The sequence below is a fragment of the Acidimicrobiales bacterium genome (assembly GCA_041394265.1).
Classification (GTDB): Bacteria; Actinomycetota; Acidimicrobiia; order Acidimicrobiales; family SZUA-35; genus JBBQUN01.
Genome location: JAWKIO010000005.1, coordinates 1295808 through 1312263 on the forward strand (window position 1 = coordinate 1295808; position 16456 = coordinate 1312263).

Annotated in this window: 14 protein-coding genes; 5 read left to right on the forward strand and 9 right to left on the reverse strand. The window is 65.1% G+C overall.

All coding sequences use genetic code 11. The annotated features are described in order from the left end of the window. Positions 1–18: 18 nt before the first annotated feature. The 3 genes from R2733_06250 to R2733_06260 all read right to left on the reverse strand — a co-directional run bounded on the left by R2733_06250 (position 19) and on the right by R2733_06260 (position 3719). The gene (locus tag R2733_06250; GenBank protein MEZ5376100.1) at positions 19–891 is read right to left on the reverse strand and encodes an LLM class F420-dependent oxidoreductase; all 873 of its coding nucleotides are present in this window, start codon (positions 889–891) and stop codon (positions 19–21) included. A gap of 11 nt (positions 892–902) precedes the next feature. Then, the gene (locus R2733_06255; GenBank protein MEZ5376101.1) at positions 903–1295 is read right to left on the reverse strand and encodes an MmcQ/YjbR family DNA-binding protein; all 393 of its coding nucleotides are present in this window, start codon (positions 1293–1295) and stop codon (positions 903–905) included. Between the two features lie 66 nt (positions 1296–1361). Next, on the reverse strand, positions 1362–3719 hold the full coding sequence (locus R2733_06260; protein ID MEZ5376102.1) for an excinuclease ABC subunit UvrA: 2358 nt from the start codon (positions 3717–3719) through the stop codon (positions 1362–1364). A gap of 223 nt (positions 3720–3942) precedes the next feature. Between R2733_06260 and R2733_06265 the strand changes: the two genes are divergently transcribed. Then, positions 3943–5262, forward strand: a complete 1320-nt coding sequence (locus R2733_06265) for an adenylate/guanylate cyclase domain-containing protein (GenBank protein ID MEZ5376103.1) — start codon at positions 3943–3945, stop codon at positions 5260–5262. A 549-nt stretch (positions 5263–5811) separates the two neighbouring features. Here the strand turns inward: R2733_06265 and R2733_06270 are convergent. Next, positions 5812–6015, reverse strand: coding sequence for a hypothetical protein (locus R2733_06270; GenBank protein ID MEZ5376104.1), 204 nt, complete (start codon positions 6013–6015; stop codon positions 5812–5814). Between the two features lie 462 nt (positions 6016–6477). Here R2733_06270 and R2733_06275 point away from each other — a divergent pair, with 462 nt between their 5' ends. Continuing rightward, on the forward strand, positions 6478–8790 hold the full coding sequence (locus tag R2733_06275; protein MEZ5376105.1) for a DUF4214 domain-containing protein: 2313 nt from the start codon (positions 6478–6480) through the stop codon (positions 8788–8790). 154 nt (positions 8791–8944) lie between these two features. Here the strand turns inward: R2733_06275 and R2733_06280 are convergent, their stop codons facing one another. From R2733_06280 to R2733_06290, 3 genes are all read right to left on the reverse strand, one after another. Continuing rightward, the gene (locus R2733_06280; protein MEZ5376106.1) at positions 8945–9292 is read right to left on the reverse strand and encodes a type II toxin-antitoxin system VapC family toxin; all 348 of its coding nucleotides are present in this window, start codon (positions 9290–9292) and stop codon (positions 8945–8947) included. After that, positions 9285–9503 (reverse strand): CopG family transcriptional regulator, encoded by a 219-nt coding sequence (locus tag R2733_06285; GenBank protein MEZ5376107.1) that lies wholly within the window; start codon positions 9501–9503, stop codon positions 9285–9287. The genes R2733_06280 and R2733_06285 overlap by 8 nt, the downstream gene beginning before the upstream one ends. A gap of 142 nt (positions 9504–9645) precedes the next feature. Beyond that, positions 9646–10314: an rRNA adenine N(6)-methyltransferase family protein gene (locus R2733_06290; GenBank protein ID MEZ5376108.1), complete on the reverse strand. Its 669-nt coding sequence runs from the start codon at positions 10312–10314 to the stop codon at positions 9646–9648. Positions 10315–10673: 359 nt separating this feature from the next. On the opposite strand from R2733_06290, the gene R2733_06295 reads away from it, so the two are divergent. Beyond that, positions 10674–11360: a class I SAM-dependent methyltransferase gene (locus tag R2733_06295; protein ID MEZ5376109.1), complete on the forward strand. Its 687-nt coding sequence runs from the start codon at positions 10674–10676 to the stop codon at positions 11358–11360. 61 nt (positions 11361–11421) lie between these two features. Here the strand turns inward: R2733_06295 and R2733_06300 are convergent, their stop codons facing one another. Both R2733_06300 and R2733_06305 read right to left on the reverse strand, forming a co-directional pair. Then, positions 11422–13206, reverse strand: coding sequence for a choice-of-anchor Q domain-containing protein (locus R2733_06300; protein ID MEZ5376110.1), 1785 nt, complete (start codon positions 13204–13206; stop codon positions 11422–11424). Positions 13207–13305: 99 nt separating this feature from the next. Further along, a complete protein-coding gene (locus R2733_06305) occupies positions 13306–14244 on the reverse strand; it encodes an NUDIX domain-containing protein (protein MEZ5376111.1) in 939 nt (312 codons plus the stop codon). Between the two features lie 105 nt (positions 14245–14349). Here R2733_06305 and R2733_06310 point away from each other — a divergent pair, with 105 nt between their 5' ends. After that, positions 14350–14820: a GNAT family N-acetyltransferase gene (locus R2733_06310; protein MEZ5376112.1), complete on the forward strand. Its 471-nt coding sequence runs from the start codon at positions 14350–14352 to the stop codon at positions 14818–14820. Between the two features lie 51 nt (positions 14821–14871). Next, a complete protein-coding gene (locus R2733_06315) occupies positions 14872–16431 on the forward strand; it encodes a DUF389 domain-containing protein (protein MEZ5376113.1) in 1560 nt (519 codons plus the stop codon). The last annotated feature ends 25 nt before the right edge of the window (positions 16432–16456 follow it).

Consider the following 16456-nt stretch of genomic DNA (forward strand, 5'->3'; position numbering starts at 1 on the left):
CGTCGAGCTCGTTGGTGATCAGTCGAAGAGGTCGGCGACCGAGTCTCGGTACTCGGCGATGCGACCGAGGTGGCCATCGACATCGGTGTCACCGGCGTTGTGCGTGGCGATCGCCAGATGGGTCGCACCGATGTCGCGCCACTTCTCGGCATGGCTGCGCCAGCGCTCTGGTGTGCCGCCACCCCACTGGGCTTGGGCCTGGACCCCGAAGCCGTCCATCGTGCCCCCGGCCGCCTCACGCTTGGCCCGGATCTCGTCGAGGATTGCTTTCGACTTGTCGTTGGCCCCGCCCAGGGGCATCCAGCCATCACCGAGGCGGGCGCACCGGTCGATCATCGCCGGCGCCGATCCGCCGAACCAGATCGGGACGGGCTTGCTCGGCCGGGGCAGGATGCTGGCGCCTTCGAACCGGTGGAACTCGCCTTCGTAGGTGAAGCTGTGCTCGGTCCACAATCGTCGCATCAGTTCGACCTGCTCGGCCTGACGGCGGCCCCGGGTGTGGAAGTCCTCGTTCAGTCCGTCGTACTCGACGGTGTTCCACCCCACACCAACGCCCAGCCGAAGCCGATCGCCCGACAGCAGCGCCACCTCGGCCGCTTGCTTGGCGACGAGCACCGCCTGACGCTGCGGCAGGATCAACACGGTGGTCACCAACTCGATGGAGGTGGTCACCGCGGCGGCATAGGCGAAGAAGGTGAACGGCTCGTGGAACGCAACGTTGTGGTCGTAGGGACCCGCGAACCCGCCCGGCCGATCCGGGTCGACACCCATCACGTGGTCGTAGATGAGCAGGTGGGTCATGCCCAGCTCCTCCACTCCCTGCAGGTAGGCGCGGATGGCGCCGGGGTCGGTACCGATTTCGTTGTGCGGGAGGACTGCGCCGATCTTCATGACCGCCGAACCTAGCCGTTGTCGTCGCCCGACTCGGCGCTCAGTTGCTCGTCGAGTTGTTTCGCCAACGTCTTGGGAGCGACCGCCCGGTACGACTCCACGACGAAATCGAACAGCACCTCGTGTTCCTCGACCGGGACGCGTCCCAACAGCACCGTGCACCAACCGTGCTTGCCCAGCCCGTAGCGGGTTGGAAACGCATCGGGATACGACAGGGCGTGCTCCCGGGAATCGGGCAACTTGAACGTCGCCACCGCATGCTCACTGTCGGGTCGGGACACGAAGAGGAAGATCTTCTTGCGAACCTTGACCACGCGGTCGTCCCACGGTGTGTCGGGCCAGGCCTCGGGAAAGGTGAGCGCGAACGACTCCAGGTCCTCGACCAGGTCATGGGGTTCGGCCATCTGGCCACGGTAGGTGACCGCACCTCGAGAGGGAAGCGCCCGCGTCAGGGGCCGACGCCGGCAGTGTCAGGCGACGACGTAGTCGGCCAGGTGTGTGCCAGTGAGCGTGGAGCCCGAAGCAATGAGGTCAGATGGCGGCCCCTCGAACACGATCAGGCCGCCGTCGTGCCCGGCCCCGGGCCCGAGGTCGATGATCCAGTCGGCGTGCGCCATGACCGCCTGATGATGTTCGATCACGATGACCGACTTCCCCGAGTCGACAAGTCGGTCGAGCAACCCGAGGAGTTGGTCGACGTCGGCCAGATGCAACCCGGTGGTCGGCTCGTCGAGCACGTAGATGTCGCCGCTGTCGCCCATCTGGATGGCGAGCTTGAGCCGCTGGCGTTCCCCACCCGACAACGTGGTGAGCGGTTGTCCGAGCCGGAGGTAGCCCAGCCCGACATCGGCCAGTCGTCCCAGGATCTTCGCCGCCGCCGGCGTCCTTGCGTCACCCTCGGAGAAGAAGGACAGTGCGTCGTCGACCGGTAGGTCGAGCACCTGGGCAATGTCGAGCCCACCGAGCCGGTAGTCGAGGACTGCCGCCTGGAAGCGCTTGCCACCGCAGTCCTCGCACGTGGTGGCGACACCGGCCATCATCGCCAGATCGGTGTAGATGACCCCGTTCCCGTTGCAGGTTGGGCAGGCACCTTCGGAGTTCGCACTGAACAACGCCGGTTTGACTCCGTTCGCCTTGGCGAATGCCTTGCGAATGGGATCGAGCAAGCCGCTGTAGGTGGCAGGGCTGCTCCGGCGGGAACCACGAATCGGGTTCTGGTCGATGGCGACCACGTCGGAGCGGGTCGAGACGGATCCGTGGATGAGCGAGCTCTTGCCCGAGCCGGCAACGCCGGTGACGACCACGAGCACCCCGAGCGGGATGTCGACATCCACGTTCTGGAGGTTGTTGGCGTCCGCTCCTCGCACCTCGAGCACCGCCTCGGCTTCGCGCACGCTGGATTTGAGCTGAGCGCGATCGTCGAGATGGCGCCCGGTGAGCGTGTCGGCCTTCCGGAGCTCGTCGACCGATCCCTCGAACACCACGTGTCCTCCACCCGACCCTGCGCCCGGGCCGAGCTCGACGATGTGGTCGGCGACGACGATCGTCTCCGGCTTGTGCTCCACCACGAGCACCGTGTTGCCCTTGTCGCGGAGTTGGAGCAGGAGCCGATTCATCCGGTCGATGTCGTGCGGGTGGAGGCCGATCGTCGGTTCGTCGAACACGTAGGTCACGTCGGTGAGCGAGGAGCCGAGGTGTCGGATCATCTTGGTGCGCTGCGCCTCACCACCCGACAGCGTGCCCGAGGGGCGATCGAGCGAGAGATAGCCGAGCCCGATGTCGACGAAGGAGTCGAGCGCCCCGGTCAGCGATGCCAGCAGCGGACCGACGGCATCGCCGTTCTCCAAACCTCGGACCCAGTCGGCCAGATCGGTGATCTGCATCGAGCAAGCGTCAGCGATGTTGATGCCCTGGATACGAGACGAACGAGCGTGCTCGTTCAGGCGGGTCCCGTCGCAAGACGCACAGGTCCCGAAGGTGGCGGCACGATCGACGAATGCCCGGACATGCGGTTGCAGCGCATCTCGGTCCTTGCTGAACACCGACTTCTGCAGCTTGTTGATCAGCCCCTCGTAGGTGACGTTGATCCCGTTCACCTTGACCTTGACGGGTTCGCGGTAGAGGAAGTCCTCGAGCTCGGTGTCGGTGAAGTCGGCGATGGGTTTGTCAGGGTCGAAGAATCCCGACTCGGAGAACGCCTTCACCATCCAACCATCGGCGGTGTACCCCGGGACGGTGATCGCCCCCTCGTTGAGGGACTTCGAGGCGTCGTAGATCGCCGTCAGGTCGAGCTCGGGGACCGAGCCCATCCCCTCGCAGGTCGGGCACATGCCACCGGCTCGACTGAACTCGACGTCGATCTTCTTGTCGCCTTTGTCGATCTCCATCGTGCCCTTGGCAGTGACCGACGGAACGTTGAAGGAGAATGCGGCCGCCGGGCCGATCTGTGGTTGGCCGAGCCGGCTGAACAAGATGCGCAGCATGGCGTTGACGTCGGTTGCCGTTCCCACGGTGGAGCGAGCGTTGGCCCCCATCCGCTCCTGATCGACGATGATCGCCGTCGTCAGCCCTTCGAGAACGTCGACATCGGGACGGGCCAGGCTCGGCATGAACCCCTGCACGAAGGCGCTGTAGGTCTCGTTGATGAGGCGCTGTGACTCGGCGGCGACCGTGCCGAACACGAGCGAGCTCTTCCCGGAGCCCGACACGCCGGCGAACACGGTGAGCCGCCGCTTGGGAAGGTCGACCGAGACGTCCTGCAAGTTGTTGACTCGCGCCCCGACCACGCTGATGCGGTGGTGGCGATCGGCCGGATGATCCATCGTCATCGCCCTGTTGTAGTCGACCGATCCACACCCAACCGAAGCACCGGCGCGATCAGCCGATGGTTCGGAGCCGGAGGCCGCGGATGGGTTCGAAGTGCTTACGGTTGCGGGTGACGACGCTGAGGCTGTGTTCGAGCGCTATGGCAGCCATGAGCGAGTCGGGAAGGGCCGATCCATCGTCAGGCCGAGAGCTAAGGTTGGAAACCGGCAAGCGAAGGGGGCGTCTGTGCAAATCCCGAGCGTTCACTACGCAACATCGGCCGACGGACTCTCGATCGCCTACCAGATCTGGGGAACGGACGGCCCGTGCCTCATGCTGGTGCCCGGCTTGGCGTCGCATCTCGAAATTGCCTGGGAGATCCCCGCCGACGCGGCGATCTTCAACCGCCTCGGCTCCCACTTCAAGGTGATCACCTTCGACAAACGCGGCACCGGGCTATCAGACCGGCAGATGGGGACCGGATCACTCGAGGCGAGAGCCGACGACATCCGCGTCGTATTGGATGCGGCCGGCGTGAAACGCACGTCACTACTCGCCATCTCCGAGGGCGGAGCCCTTGCCATGATGTTCGCTGCCACGAACCCCGAGCGCGTGGACCGCCTCGTCCTCATCGCAACGTTCGCAGACGTCGACAGGAGTCCCGAACCCGCCGATTTCGACTACCTGGAGAACAACTGGGGCAGCGGACTCCTGATGCAGCAGCTCTGGTACCAGGGGGCTCCAGACTCATCGCTTCCACTGCTCGGTCGCTTCGAGCGGGCCATGGCTTCCCCCCGTGCCATCACCGAAATCCTGCGTCACAACAGCACTCTCGACGTCAGTTCGCTGGCGTCCACTGTCCAGGCGCCAACGTGCGTGGTCCATGCCGTCGGCGATCCGGTCGTGCCTTTCGAGAAGGGCGTGTGGCTCGCCGAGAACATTCCGAACGCAACGCTTGTCCGAGTGGAGGGCGACTTTCACGGTTCTTCCAACCTCGACGAAATGGACCTCGTCTTTGGGCCTGCCGTCGACTTCCTGGCCGGTCGCCAAGCTGCGCAGCCGGCGTTGACTCGGCGGTTAGCGGCCGTGCTGATGAACGACATCGTCGACTCGACCCGGACAGCGCAACGCCTCGGAGACCAGCGATGGACCGAACGGTTGAACCTCCTGGAGCAGGAAGCGCAGCTCATCATCCAGCGCCATCGTGGCGACTGGATCAAGTCAACAGGCGACGGGTTGCTTGCGACACTCGACGGCCCAGGGGTGGCCATCGACGCAGGCCTCGAGATCGCCGACCTCGCACAAAGCCTTTCGCTGACGCTGCGCTCCGGTGTCCACTTCGGCGAGATCGAGCTGCGAGGCGATGACATCGGTGGACTCGGCGTCCACCTCACCGCACGAGTGATGAGCGCGGCGAGCGGCGGCGAACTCTGGGTCTCCTCCACCGTGCCCGGTCTGGCCATCGGCTCCGGGCACGTGTTTGAGACACGCGGATTCCACACCCTCAAGGGCATCGAAGGCCAGTGGGAACTGTTCAGAGCAGCCCGACAGGCGGAAGCGCCCTGACTGGGCTGCGGAACAGCAGGCCCCATGCCTCGACTGCCAGCCAGTCAACTGGGGCCCCTGCACCAGCTTGAGCAACGACAGCACCTGCAGCCCATTGGGCTCGCTTCCCGCATGGTACGAGCTCCCCGATAGCGGTGGCACCGGAACCGAAGTGATCTATCTCCTGAATGGCCAGACGTTTGACACTCTCAACGCTGCGCCCGCTGATCAGCGATACGCCTACTCGACCCTCCTCTGCGCCGACACTGTGATCAAAGCCACACTCACCATCACACTCGTCAAGTGATCGACAGCACGACACCCGAGCGCCGGCACTCCCCCATCGAGCTGGTTGAGCCAGTAAGCGAACCCGACCAGGTCTGGATCGCGGTCGGGCATATTGTGATACAGGGTCATGACGAACTCCGAGTTCGACATTGCCGAGCCGCCGAGTTCGGCCGGTGAAGCGAACCCCCACGCCATGTCATCGAGCGAGGCACCGCTCGGTACAGCTCCGATTCTCGAGGGAGTTCCGCGGGCAGGCCTCACGTGCAACCGGTGTTCGTTCCGCTACTTGTTGTACGGCCGTTGCGCCTCGTGCCAGGTTCCTTCGACGATCTTGACCGTGGCGTTGTTGGTGCGCCGCCAGATCGTCACCGGCATACCGATGTGATCGGTTCGCCAGGTGTCGACCGCAGCCTGCCGAGTGCGATGAGCGGACAACACGAAGCCCTTGTCGTCGATGATCTCGTACTTCGCTTTCGGTCTCGACATGTTCTTGCGCTCCGCATTCCTGAGTGACCTGCAACGTGTCGCCGCCGGCGCGGTGGGTCGCGCGGATGTGCAGGATCTTGACGATCCTCACACGAGGTATCGCCACGACTCGCCCCTTCTTGAACGACCGCACACTATTCAGCAGCGTTGGCGCACCCGTACCCACTCGATTCGTTGTGCGCACGGACGTTCACGCCGTCGCTCAGCTGGCAACCGCCACTGGCATTGCCTGCCAGCCATGCCTGTCGTTTTCCGCTGCTGCACGCGACATCCCGCTGCATGCCCCGGCGACCGATTCTGGCGCAGGCTGAACGGGTCATCTCGACCCCGAAGTCAGCGGGGCCGGAACGATGACGCAAGCCGCGACGACAAAGAGCGAGCAGCCAGCCGCCACGCTCAGGTTTTGCGTGCAACGCGCCGACGAACGTGGAGTCCTTCGCCACCCAGGGAGATCCGCCCACGATGACGACATACCTGCGTCTTCTCGCTTCGCTGATCGCTGCTGCGCTCGTCGCTTCGTTGCTCGCAGTTCCTGCATCCGCCGAAGCGGGGTTCGACCAGAGCACCTTCGACCGGTACAACCCGTGGGGCTACCAGAGCGGGCAAGTCATCACTCAGGCCGAGGCTGAAGCAGTTGTGCTCCACCAGATCAATCTTCACCGTGAGCGCGCAGGACTGCCGCCTGTCTCCCCGGCCGTGACGAATTCGCACACCGAGTGCTCCCTCTCCACCATGTTCCACTCGGCGACGTTTCAGCACTTCTCCTCTTGCATCCCTGATGGCAACGCCGAGAACGCTCACCTGACCTTGAGTCTCTTTCAGATCGTCGATCCAGCATCAAGCTGGCACGACAGCCCGGGACACAACGCCAACATGTACTCCACCTCGGTCACCTCAGTTGAGGTCTCACTCCTGTGTGGCGTACCGGCCACTGGCATGACCACGTCCACCACCACCTACCCGGCGGGACTACAGGTCGTCCTGGCAGCAGCGCAATTCCGAGGCACGCCGGGGATCAATTACGGGTGGCCAGAACAGCACTTCCGTAGTGATTTCGCCAGCCTGAGGTCCGATGACGTCTTCTACGACACCACGGGGGTGTACTGCGTCGACGGCACCTGGCACTTCAACCTCGACCGCGACATCGGTCTCCCGCCCTCGATCAGTGGCAGCGTCACCGGCTCGAATGGCGAACCACTGTCCGGCGTCGCCGTCCGAGCCTCCCAGCCAGGACAGATCACAGCCACCACGGTCACTGATGCTGCTGGACGCTACCAATTCGGTGGTCTCGCCTCAGGCGAGTGGACCATCGATTTCACCGACCCGACCAACCACCACCTCAACATCACCTACGACACGCCGATCACCGTTGCCTGGCTGCACGAGACCCAAGGAATCGACGTCTCCCTACCTGAAGCAGGAACACTCACGGGCTACGTCGTATCGCCCGACGACACGCCGCTCGCGTCCGCCACCGTCACTGCGGTCTCTATCGATCAGCACGACGTGCCGTCTCCGATCGAGACCTCGAGTGACGGAACGTTCACACTCCACCTCCAACCAGGTACGTACACGCTTCGAGTCGATCCACCGAGCTCAGCGATGATTCCCACCTGGTCTGGCAGCGTCTCGAACGAAGCCGACGCGACCTGGTTCACGATTGCTCCCGGACAGCACCTCGACCACCAGATCGCGATGATCGCCACCCCGCCCCCAGGGTCCGCCGTCGACGCCATCGACGACATTCGAGCCATCAACGAAAACTGGGCCATCGTCATCAGCGTCCTCGCCAACGACTACGACGTTGTCGATCCCGCCGTCACGTTGATCAGTGGTCCAGCCAACGGCACCGCAACGGTGAACGCCTCGAACTCGATCCAGTACACGCCGACGCGCAACTGGGACGGAACCGACTCGTTCGGCTACCGAGTCTGCACGTCGGCTGGCGCCTGCGACGAAGCCACCGTGTGGATCACCGTCATCGGCTACGACAACCCGCAGCCGGCGGACGACCACTACGCAGTGCCATCTCACCAAGCTCCATACGTCGTGCCAGCGCCCGGGCTGTTGACCAACGATTCAGGCACGAATCTACGGGCTTCCCTGGACCGGTACCCCACGGCCGGATCGGTCACGGTCAACGCCGACGGAGGTTTCACCTATACGCCCGACGGTGAAACCTGCGGACCCGTCCCGTTCCGCTACACCGCAGCCGACAACAACTTCTACTACGAGTACGCAGACGTCACCCTCGACATTGCTTGCCCCGCTCCTATTGCCACCACCGCGTCGCCGCCGACCACGACCACAACGACCACGACCCCAACGACCGCTCCCACGACGACATCGGCCACAACGGTGCGTCGAAACCTGCCGCTGGACCAGGCCGCTTCTCTCGACGAGGTGCTGGCCTCCCGGGACTACGACGTCGGGCGCGACGGCGACACCATGCGCCTCTACCGTGCATTTTTTGACCGCGACCCCGACGTCGTCGGCGCCAAGTACTGGCTCGCTCAATCGCAAAACGGCATCGACTACGACGAGGTCGCTTGGGGCTTCGCCAACTCCACGGAGTTCCGACAGACCTACGGCGACGGGATCACCAACTACCAGTTTCTCGACGTCGTCTATACCAACGTCCTGGGCAGAACCCCCGACGCCGACGGGTTCGACTACTGGCTTGCGCAACTGAACAACGGGCTCGACCGGCACCTCGTCGTACGATGGATTGCGGTCGGCCACGAGTTCCAGACGCGCTTCCCTTATTGGCCGTAGATCGTGGGCGCCATGTCGAGTGGATCTGTTGATCCGCTGCGGTGACTAGCTCAGGTCCGACAGTTGCGAGTACGTCTTCGCACGAACGCGCTGTACGTCTCGTTGATGAGTCGCAGTGACTCGGGCACCGACCACGCTGATGCGGTCGTGGCGATCAGCCAAGGGTTCGGAGCCGGAGGCCGCGGATGGGTTCGAAGTGCTTGCGCTTGCGGGTGACGACACTGAGGCTGTGTTCGAGCGCAGTGGCAGCGATCAACGCGTCGGGAAGGCGAGCACCAGATTCCCGAACGATCCGACCGGCTCGTTCCGCAATGGCTCGGTCGACTCCGAGTTCACGAAACGGGGCCAGGAGTTGGATGGTCAGGTCCGTGGCGGTGTTGCCGGCGAAGAGTTCGGCTCTGGTCACGACCGAGTAGTGCAGGCGGTGGCGCCTCGCCCTCAGCTCATGGGCACCGCGGAGGTGGTCGATGAAGATGTCGGTGTCGATCAGGAGGTCAGCCACGTTGCCAGCCGTCACGAGACGGGGCGGCGGCTGTGGGATCGGCGCCGAACGTCGAGGAGAGCGCCGTCTCGGGGTCTGGTACGTCGTCGAGATACTCGTCGACGGCGTCGCGGATCAGCTGCGCCATCGTGACCCCGCTGGCCGCCGCTACACGGTCAATTCGTTGCCGCTGTTCATCGGTCAGGTAGATCTGGGTCCGCGCCGACGACATACATCAAGGCTATACAGCGTCTCCTGAGATGCAAGGCTCCGCTGCACCGGGGACCAAGGCCCTTGCGGCCAACGCCAGCGGGTGTGCCTGCGACGGGTTGGCCTCCGAATCTCGATGACCTCGACGTCGGACCGCCTCCCGATCACTGAGGGTGAGGTGGCTGCCATGAGGAGCGGAGAAGATCCTCGAACCTCGGCGCGAGCCAGATCGGCAGCACTGGCGGGTCGCGGCGTCGGATGGTGAGGACGGCGGCGTCGATCGACGGTCGGGGCCGGAACGCTGCCGCCGGGATCCTGCGACCAGCCGAGAACTCCCACCACGGCGACCAGCACGCCGTTGTGAGCGCCTTCGGAGGCTGCGAAGCGTGCTTCATCACGACCTCACGCTGGAGCACGAGATCCACCCGGGTCGCCGACCTCGAGGACGGATCGTCGAGGAGCAGCTTCAACACATCAGTGGTCAGGTTGAACGGCGGGTTGGCGACAACCCGGAACGGCTCTCGCGGAAACCGAAGACGCCGAAGGTCGGACCGGATCACACGGATCCGGTCATCCAGCCTCGCAGCCAGAGCGTCGGATGCAAGCCGGTCGGCCCAGGCCGGGTCGCGTTCGACCGCCCACACTCGAGCGCCGGCCTGGGCGAGTGGGACCGTCAGAGCCCCTGACCCTGCCCCGAGATCGACGACGAGCTCGTCCTCGACGATCTGCAGGTCACAGATCAGTTTCGAGATGAGGGATTGGTCAACAAGGAAGTTCTGGCCGAGCGACCGGCGTCGCTGATCTCGGTCGCTCCGCCGCTCGCGCCCGGACACGTACCAACACCGTCATCATCATGCGGCCCAGGCTACGCAGCGCCATCGTGGCCATCAATCGAGTATTCGGGTGCCACCGACTACGTCGAAGAACGTTCACCCTGCCGCTCCCTTTCTGATCATCAGCCACGAGGGTGGCGGCGTGCCGGTCGGCTGATTGCCGAGCACCACCGGGCACAGCACGGCTTCGTTCCCGGGAAGGACGCCGTCTGGCGTGACGAGACCCGCAATCCAACGGGATCGAATGAAGTTCTCGCGCACAACGACTTCGCTCCGTGGAACCTGGTCGCGGGTCCGTCCGGATGGATCTTCATCGACTGGGATCTGGCCGCCACCGCACCACCCGTACTGTTGACGAAATGGGCTTCTACGAGCGGATCGCACACGAGTACGACGCCTGGTCTTCTCACGTCACCAATGACATCGACTTCTACGTATCCCTTGCGCGCAATGCCGAAGGGCGACTGCTCGAACTGGCCGTCGGCGACGGCCGGGTTGCCGTACCCGTTGCGCAAGCCACGAGCCAACAGGTCACGGGAATCGACTCCTCGCCTGGCATGCTTGAGCAGGCGCGAGCACGAGCGGCCGCTGCGGACGTCGACCTCGACCTTCGACTCGGCGACATGCGGGATTTCAACGTGGAAGTCCCGTGTTCCCTGATCTACTGCCCAGGGCGGTCCCTCCTGCATATTCCGACGTGGACAGAACGACGACGCGTCTTCGAGCACGTCGCAGCGTCGCTCCAGCCAGGCGGCGTGTTCGCCTGGAATGCGTATGCCTTTGATCACCAGTTGGCCGCTCAACTCGACGGTCGTCACCAGACCCGCCCGACGCCTCACGTCAACCACTACGACATCGCCGAGAACCGCATCGACATGGTCCTCGACAACGGTGCATCGACATCGCTCTGGTGGGCGACGAAGAACGAGTGGCTCGGCCTGATCGAGGTCGCAGGTCTGCAGCTCGATGCGCTCTACGGCGACTTCAACGGCTCGGCTCTCAGTTCCGACAGTCGCAAATACGTCTTCGCCACTCGACTTCCGTAGCGACTGCCTCTCAGAGCGTGCCCGCTGGGAAGGAACCCAGGGAGCAGCAATCGCAGCGCGCTCACGACCCGACGGGTCGCTCACGGGCGCCGGAGTCGCAAGCCGGTCCTTGCGGTCGGGTCACCACGCCGCTGCGGTCGGTCGACTGACAGCTCATCGCCGGATTCGCAGTGACGATGTCGTTGGCATTGTCCACGGCCGGGCTGGACGCTGACAGCAGGTAGCTACCGGGGAGGAAGCCGGGATCGAGCGGGCTGTCGGCGAAGCCGATGGCGTCGCTGAGGACGAAGTCGAGCTCGTGATCGCTCACCTCGCAGTTCGGGGTGAGTGCTCCGATCACGTTGCCTCGATACGAGATGATCTCCCCACCACCCGACGTGTAGCAGTCCGGCGAGTGGTAGAGATCGCCGGGGCTGAAGTGACCAAGGTTGCCGGCAAGAATCGAGTTGGCCAGATCAAGACGTGAACCGTCGATTGCGACCCCGCCGCCGACGCGTTGTGCGTCGCCGTCGAGACCCGACAGACCCGACTGGTTGCCGGCGATCGTCGTGAACGCCACCAGCGCCGACGAGTCGGCCACCATCTCCATGCCGCCGCCCTTGGTGTTGGCGGCGTTGTTGACGACCCCGGTGTTCCGCATCAACATCGACGACTTCGACAGGTAGAGCCCGCCGCCACGAACGGCGGCGTTGTCCTCGATGGTCGATCGTTGGATCACGGCACCGGCCTCGATGAGCGCTATCCCGCCACCTCGCTGGGTGAGTCCCCCACCGGACGGGTTGTCGGGGTGCCCGGCCGCGTTGTTGGCGACCACCGTGCCCTCCAGGGCGACGAGGCCGAGCTGGGCGTAGATCCCGCCGCCGATGTTGGCCTGGTTGCCGACGACTTCGAGGTCGTGCAGCTCGAGACTGGAGCCTGACATGAAGACGCCCCCGCCTCGCCAACCCGAACCATCGTCGGCGCCGCCGGTGATGCGAAGCCACGACAACGTCACCGCCCCGGCATCGACGATCGAGAAGACACCTGATTGCCCTCCGGCGTCGACGACCGGCGCAGGCCAGGTGGCGCCACCGCCCATGTGGACGCCCTCCACCCGCACGGTGTCGGTGATCTCGAGCACACCGAGGTCGACCTGGTAGGCGTCGGTCCCATTCGGCACCTTCACCCGTTGATGCCCGGGCTGGGCGTTGGTCTCCTCGAGTGCCGCCCGCAGCGTGCAGCCGCGACCGACCGCCACCTTCGGCGATTGCACGGAGGCGGTCCGGGGCGAATCGATGCCATCGCTCGATGCCGACCGGGACGCGAAGTCGGTCGGTCCGGACTTCGTTGTGCACACGCCGTCGCCGGGTGCTGCGTCGTGTCCGTCGGCCGTGGTGTCGACCACGTAGGTCGAGGGGCGAAGCGAGAAGGACACGAGCCACTCCTTGCCTGCGGTACCGGTGGCGCCGTCACCCCCGAAAGGCATCGCACGCACGACGTTGAAGCCGATCGCCAGATCGGCAGCAGCCAGGTCGCCGGCGTTGTCACCGTTGAGCGCGTAGGGCGCAAGGTTCTCGATGTGGGTCGAGATGATGGTGGCGTTGCCGAAGCGAACACTGCCGGTCGCCCCGTTTGCTTCGGCGACGACGGTCAATGCATCAGGCAACGAGTCGGTGTCAAAGTTCGAGCCGTCCTCGATCTTTGCGATCAGCGTGTCGGTCTCGGCATCGGCGAGCCACAGCGCCGTGATCTGTGGGGTCGACGAGCCGAGTGAGCCGGGCGCTGCGCCGGCCGGAGCGACGCCGGTGACGCCGACACTGGTGATGAGCGCAACCGCAGCTGCTGCTGGGCGTGCAATTCGAAACATGATGATCCCTCCTGATCTCCTGGCCCAGCGTCGTCCAGGCTGCGGTCGACGTGGAGGGGGAAGTCCCCCTGCCGAGACGGGGATCAACCTCCGGGATGCTCAGTCGCTGCCCGCCGCTCCTCGGCTGCGGTCGATCGAGCGCAGGTAGCCCTCGGGGATCGGGTGCGACCGGAGCTCGACCGGATCGAACGCTGCGACCTCGACATGCTCGTGGCTGTGCGAGAGCTGCGCCGGTCGATCTGCCGTACATGCGAACGTGAGGATCAGGATGCGCTTGCCCTCGACCTCGTAGATCCACGAGTCGACGAGATCGCCAACCTCTACCTCGAGCCCGAGCTCCTCGAGCATCTCCCGCCGCAAAGCCGCTGTTGGCGATGCGTCGCCGGCATCGAGTCGACCACCGGGCAGCTCCCACTCGCCTCGGCGATTGCGCAGCACAACCACCCGACCGTCCCACCCGACCACACCCTTCACCGACACCGGCCAGCGATCATCGACCCAGGCATCGGCGTCGATGAGCAAGCGCTGTCCGACCATGGCGGCTCGGCATCGGGCCTCGACGCCGTCGATGGGTCCATCGCTTCCGACGACGTGGCTCTCGAACTCATCGAGATCGGCGAACTGATCCCACATCACCTCCGCTCCCGACTCCTCGGTCGAGCCGTCCCGCGCCGTCACCCTGGCCAGAGCCACTTCCTTGTTGCAGCGCAGAACGAGGTAGCGCAGGGGGATCCGCCGCGCCGCCAATCGCCGTGCGATCCGATTGAGCCACCACGGACCGACGACGCCGTCCCACACCACCGAGTAGCCAGCTGCCGCGTATCCGGCGGCAGCGTCCGTGACGACATCGGTGACGACGGTGTTCTGCACGTGTGACGGGGGCAGGTGGGGCGGAACGAAGCCCGCTCGGATCCAGCGGAAGAACCAGTCGGACTCGAGGTGGACACCGCGCTCGGTCGATGTCGCCAGACGGCCAGCGATCGTCGACTTCCCCGAACCCGGTGGGCCCGACACGATCACCACTTCGCCCGGCAACATCCCACGACCGTAGACCGCCGTGGCACAGTGGGTTCCGCAGTTCCTGGTCCTGCATCGAACCGGCGCCCGCGAAACCACACTTGCATCACCTCGGAAGGGACGTTCATGCGCTTCGACTCCAACAATGGACCTCGTCTCGCCACCGTCGACGACGCCGAGGTGGCGGCCCGGTTGCTCCACGACTTCAACACCGAGTTCGACACGCCGACGCCCGGCGTTGCTGTTCTCGCCGAACGCCTGCGTCGGCTGCTCTCGGCCAGCTCGACGTTTGCGATCCTCGCCGGTGAGCCGGCGGTCGGGATCGGATTGGTCACCGTCCGTCCGAACGTCTGGTACGAACGCAGCGTTGCGATCCTCGACGAGCTGTACGTCAAGCCCGCCGTGCGCAACCAAGGCATCGGGTCGACCATCCTCGGCTACCTCGACGACCACGCCGATGCCCACGGGATCGACGCCATCGAGATCAACGTCGACGAGGGGGACGTCGACGCACAACGCTTCTACGAGCGCCACGGGTACTCGTCGGCCGAGCCCGACACCGGCGAGCGGGCCTTCTACTACTTCCGGGAGCTGTGAGGCCGTCTGGCACTCCCTCGCTGATCGTTGAGCGATCTACCATCTGCCGCCGTGCCGACGAATCGCCACCCGACCTCCAAAGCTGGCTCGACACAAGCCATTTCCAGATGGCTGTTGCGCCAGCCGGCGGCATGGGCCACGGCGATCTTCGGCGTGGCGTCCATGCTCACGCTGACGGCTCCTGGCAGTGCCAACCCGCCCGTTCGTGTCGGGGTGGGTCTGATGATCGGCGGCGCGGTCCTCGGGCTTGCGTCGCTCCTGGAGCGACACGTCCTCGGAACACTGCTGGGCGTCTCGTCCGTGGTCGCTGGCGCGTTCCTCCAAGATCAACAGTTTCGTCATGTGCAGACGGTGAGCCGTGGCATTGCCGTCGTCGCGCTGGTCCTCGGCGTGCGAAGCGCCCGGGGACTCCGTCGCCGGGGGTTCTCCCTGGGCATTGCACTCACCACGGCGCTGACAATTGTCGGCGCAGGCGCGCTGTTCATCTACTACGAGCGTGAACTCTTGGCGTTGGGTCTCGGGCTCACCGGGCTCGGCGCCTCGGCAGGCGTCGGGGCAGGGGTGACGCTGGCAGGCGGCTCGACACCGCGACCCGATCGAGTGGGTGTCGCCGGGGCCGTCCACCGGACGATCGATGAGGTGCTTGCCCGACTCGATCGGCCCTCCACGGCAGATGAGGTCGAGTCGAGGCTGTATCTGAGCGAGCAAGCCGGAGCAGTTGGTCGCTTCTTCGCCCTGATGTGTTTCGCGTCCGCTATCGCCTCGTTCGGCATCCTCACCGATTCGACGGCCACGGTGATCGGCGCCATGTTGGTGGCTCCGCTCATGACACCGCTCATGGCCTTGTCGCTCGCACTGGTCGCACGATGGCCCGGACGCCTCTTGTCATCAGCTGCTCTCGTCGCTGCCGGCATCGCGGTACCGATCGCCAGCGGCATGATCGCTGCGGCGGTGGTCGGACGGGGAGTCGATCCCGTCATCAACAGCCAGATCACGTCGCGAGTCGATCCGACGTTGCTCGACCTCGCCGTCGCCCTCGCAGCAGGCGCCGCCGGCGCCTATGCCATCTCGCGCCGAGACGTTGCCGACTCGCTGCCCGGCGCCGCCGTCGCCATCGCCCTGGTTCCCCCGCTCGCCGTCGTCGGGATCACCCTGCAACTTGCGGCCTGGGATGACGCGCTCGGCGCCCTGCTGCTCTTCGTCACCAACGGGCTGGCCATTGTCGCGATGGGTGCCGTCACCTTCGTGGTGACCGGGGTGGCATCACCGGGTGGCGATGGCGACAGCGCCGTCGGTCACTGGGTGGCCGGATTCGCCGCCACCGGGTTGTTGGTGTTGTGGGGCTTGGTCGAGTCCACGGCAAGCCAGAACACACAGGGAGCGCAGACAGCCATCGCCCGCGAAACCGTCGAACGGTGGTCCGACGATTTCGAACTCGACCAACTCGAAATCGCCAATGACTCGTTGATGCTCGCTCTCACGGGGCCCACCGAACCCGACGTGGGGCAGCTGGAGGATCTCGTCGCCCAGCTCGAAGGGGTCGTCGAGGTTGACTCGATCGATGTGCGCTTCACCTTGGAGTCCCAATGGCTGTTGGAGTTCGACGAGTAGATCGGACCAAAAGCCCGCCGTGGCC

Bases quoted from the DNA above. Each gene is read 5' to 3' on its own strand.
- R2733_06250 (MEZ5376100.1), bottom strand. From the start codon at position 891: ATGAAGATCGGCGCAGTCCTCCCGCACAACGAAATCGGTACCGACCCC.
- R2733_06255 (MEZ5376101.1), bottom strand. From the start codon at position 1,295: ATGGCCGAACCCCATGACCTGGTCGAGGACCTGGAGTCGTTCGCGCTC.
- R2733_06260 (MEZ5376102.1), bottom strand. From the start codon at position 3,719: ATGACGATGGATCATCCGGCCGATCGCCACCACCGCATCAGCGTGGTC.
- R2733_06270 (MEZ5376104.1), bottom strand. From the start codon at position 6,015: ATGTCGAGACCGAAAGCGAAGTACGAGATCATCGACGACAAGGGCTTC.
- R2733_06275 (MEZ5376105.1), top strand. From the start codon at position 6,478: ATGACGACATACCTGCGTCTTCTCGCTTCGCTGATCGCTGCTGCGCTC.
- R2733_06285 (MEZ5376107.1), bottom strand. From the start codon at position 9,503: ATGTCGTCGGCGCGGACCCAGATCTACCTGACCGATGAACAGCGGCAA.
- R2733_06295 (MEZ5376109.1), top strand. From the start codon at position 10,674: ATGGGCTTCTACGAGCGGATCGCACACGAGTACGACGCCTGGTCTTCT.
- R2733_06300 (MEZ5376110.1), bottom strand. From the start codon at position 13,206: ATGTTTCGAATTGCACGCCCAGCAGCAGCTGCGGTTGCGCTCATCACC.
- R2733_06305 (MEZ5376111.1), bottom strand. From the start codon at position 14,244: ATGTTGCCGGGCGAAGTGGTGATCGTGTCGGGCCCACCGGGTTCGGGG.
- R2733_06310 (MEZ5376112.1), top strand. From the start codon at position 14,350: ATGCGCTTCGACTCCAACAATGGACCTCGTCTCGCCACCGTCGACGAC.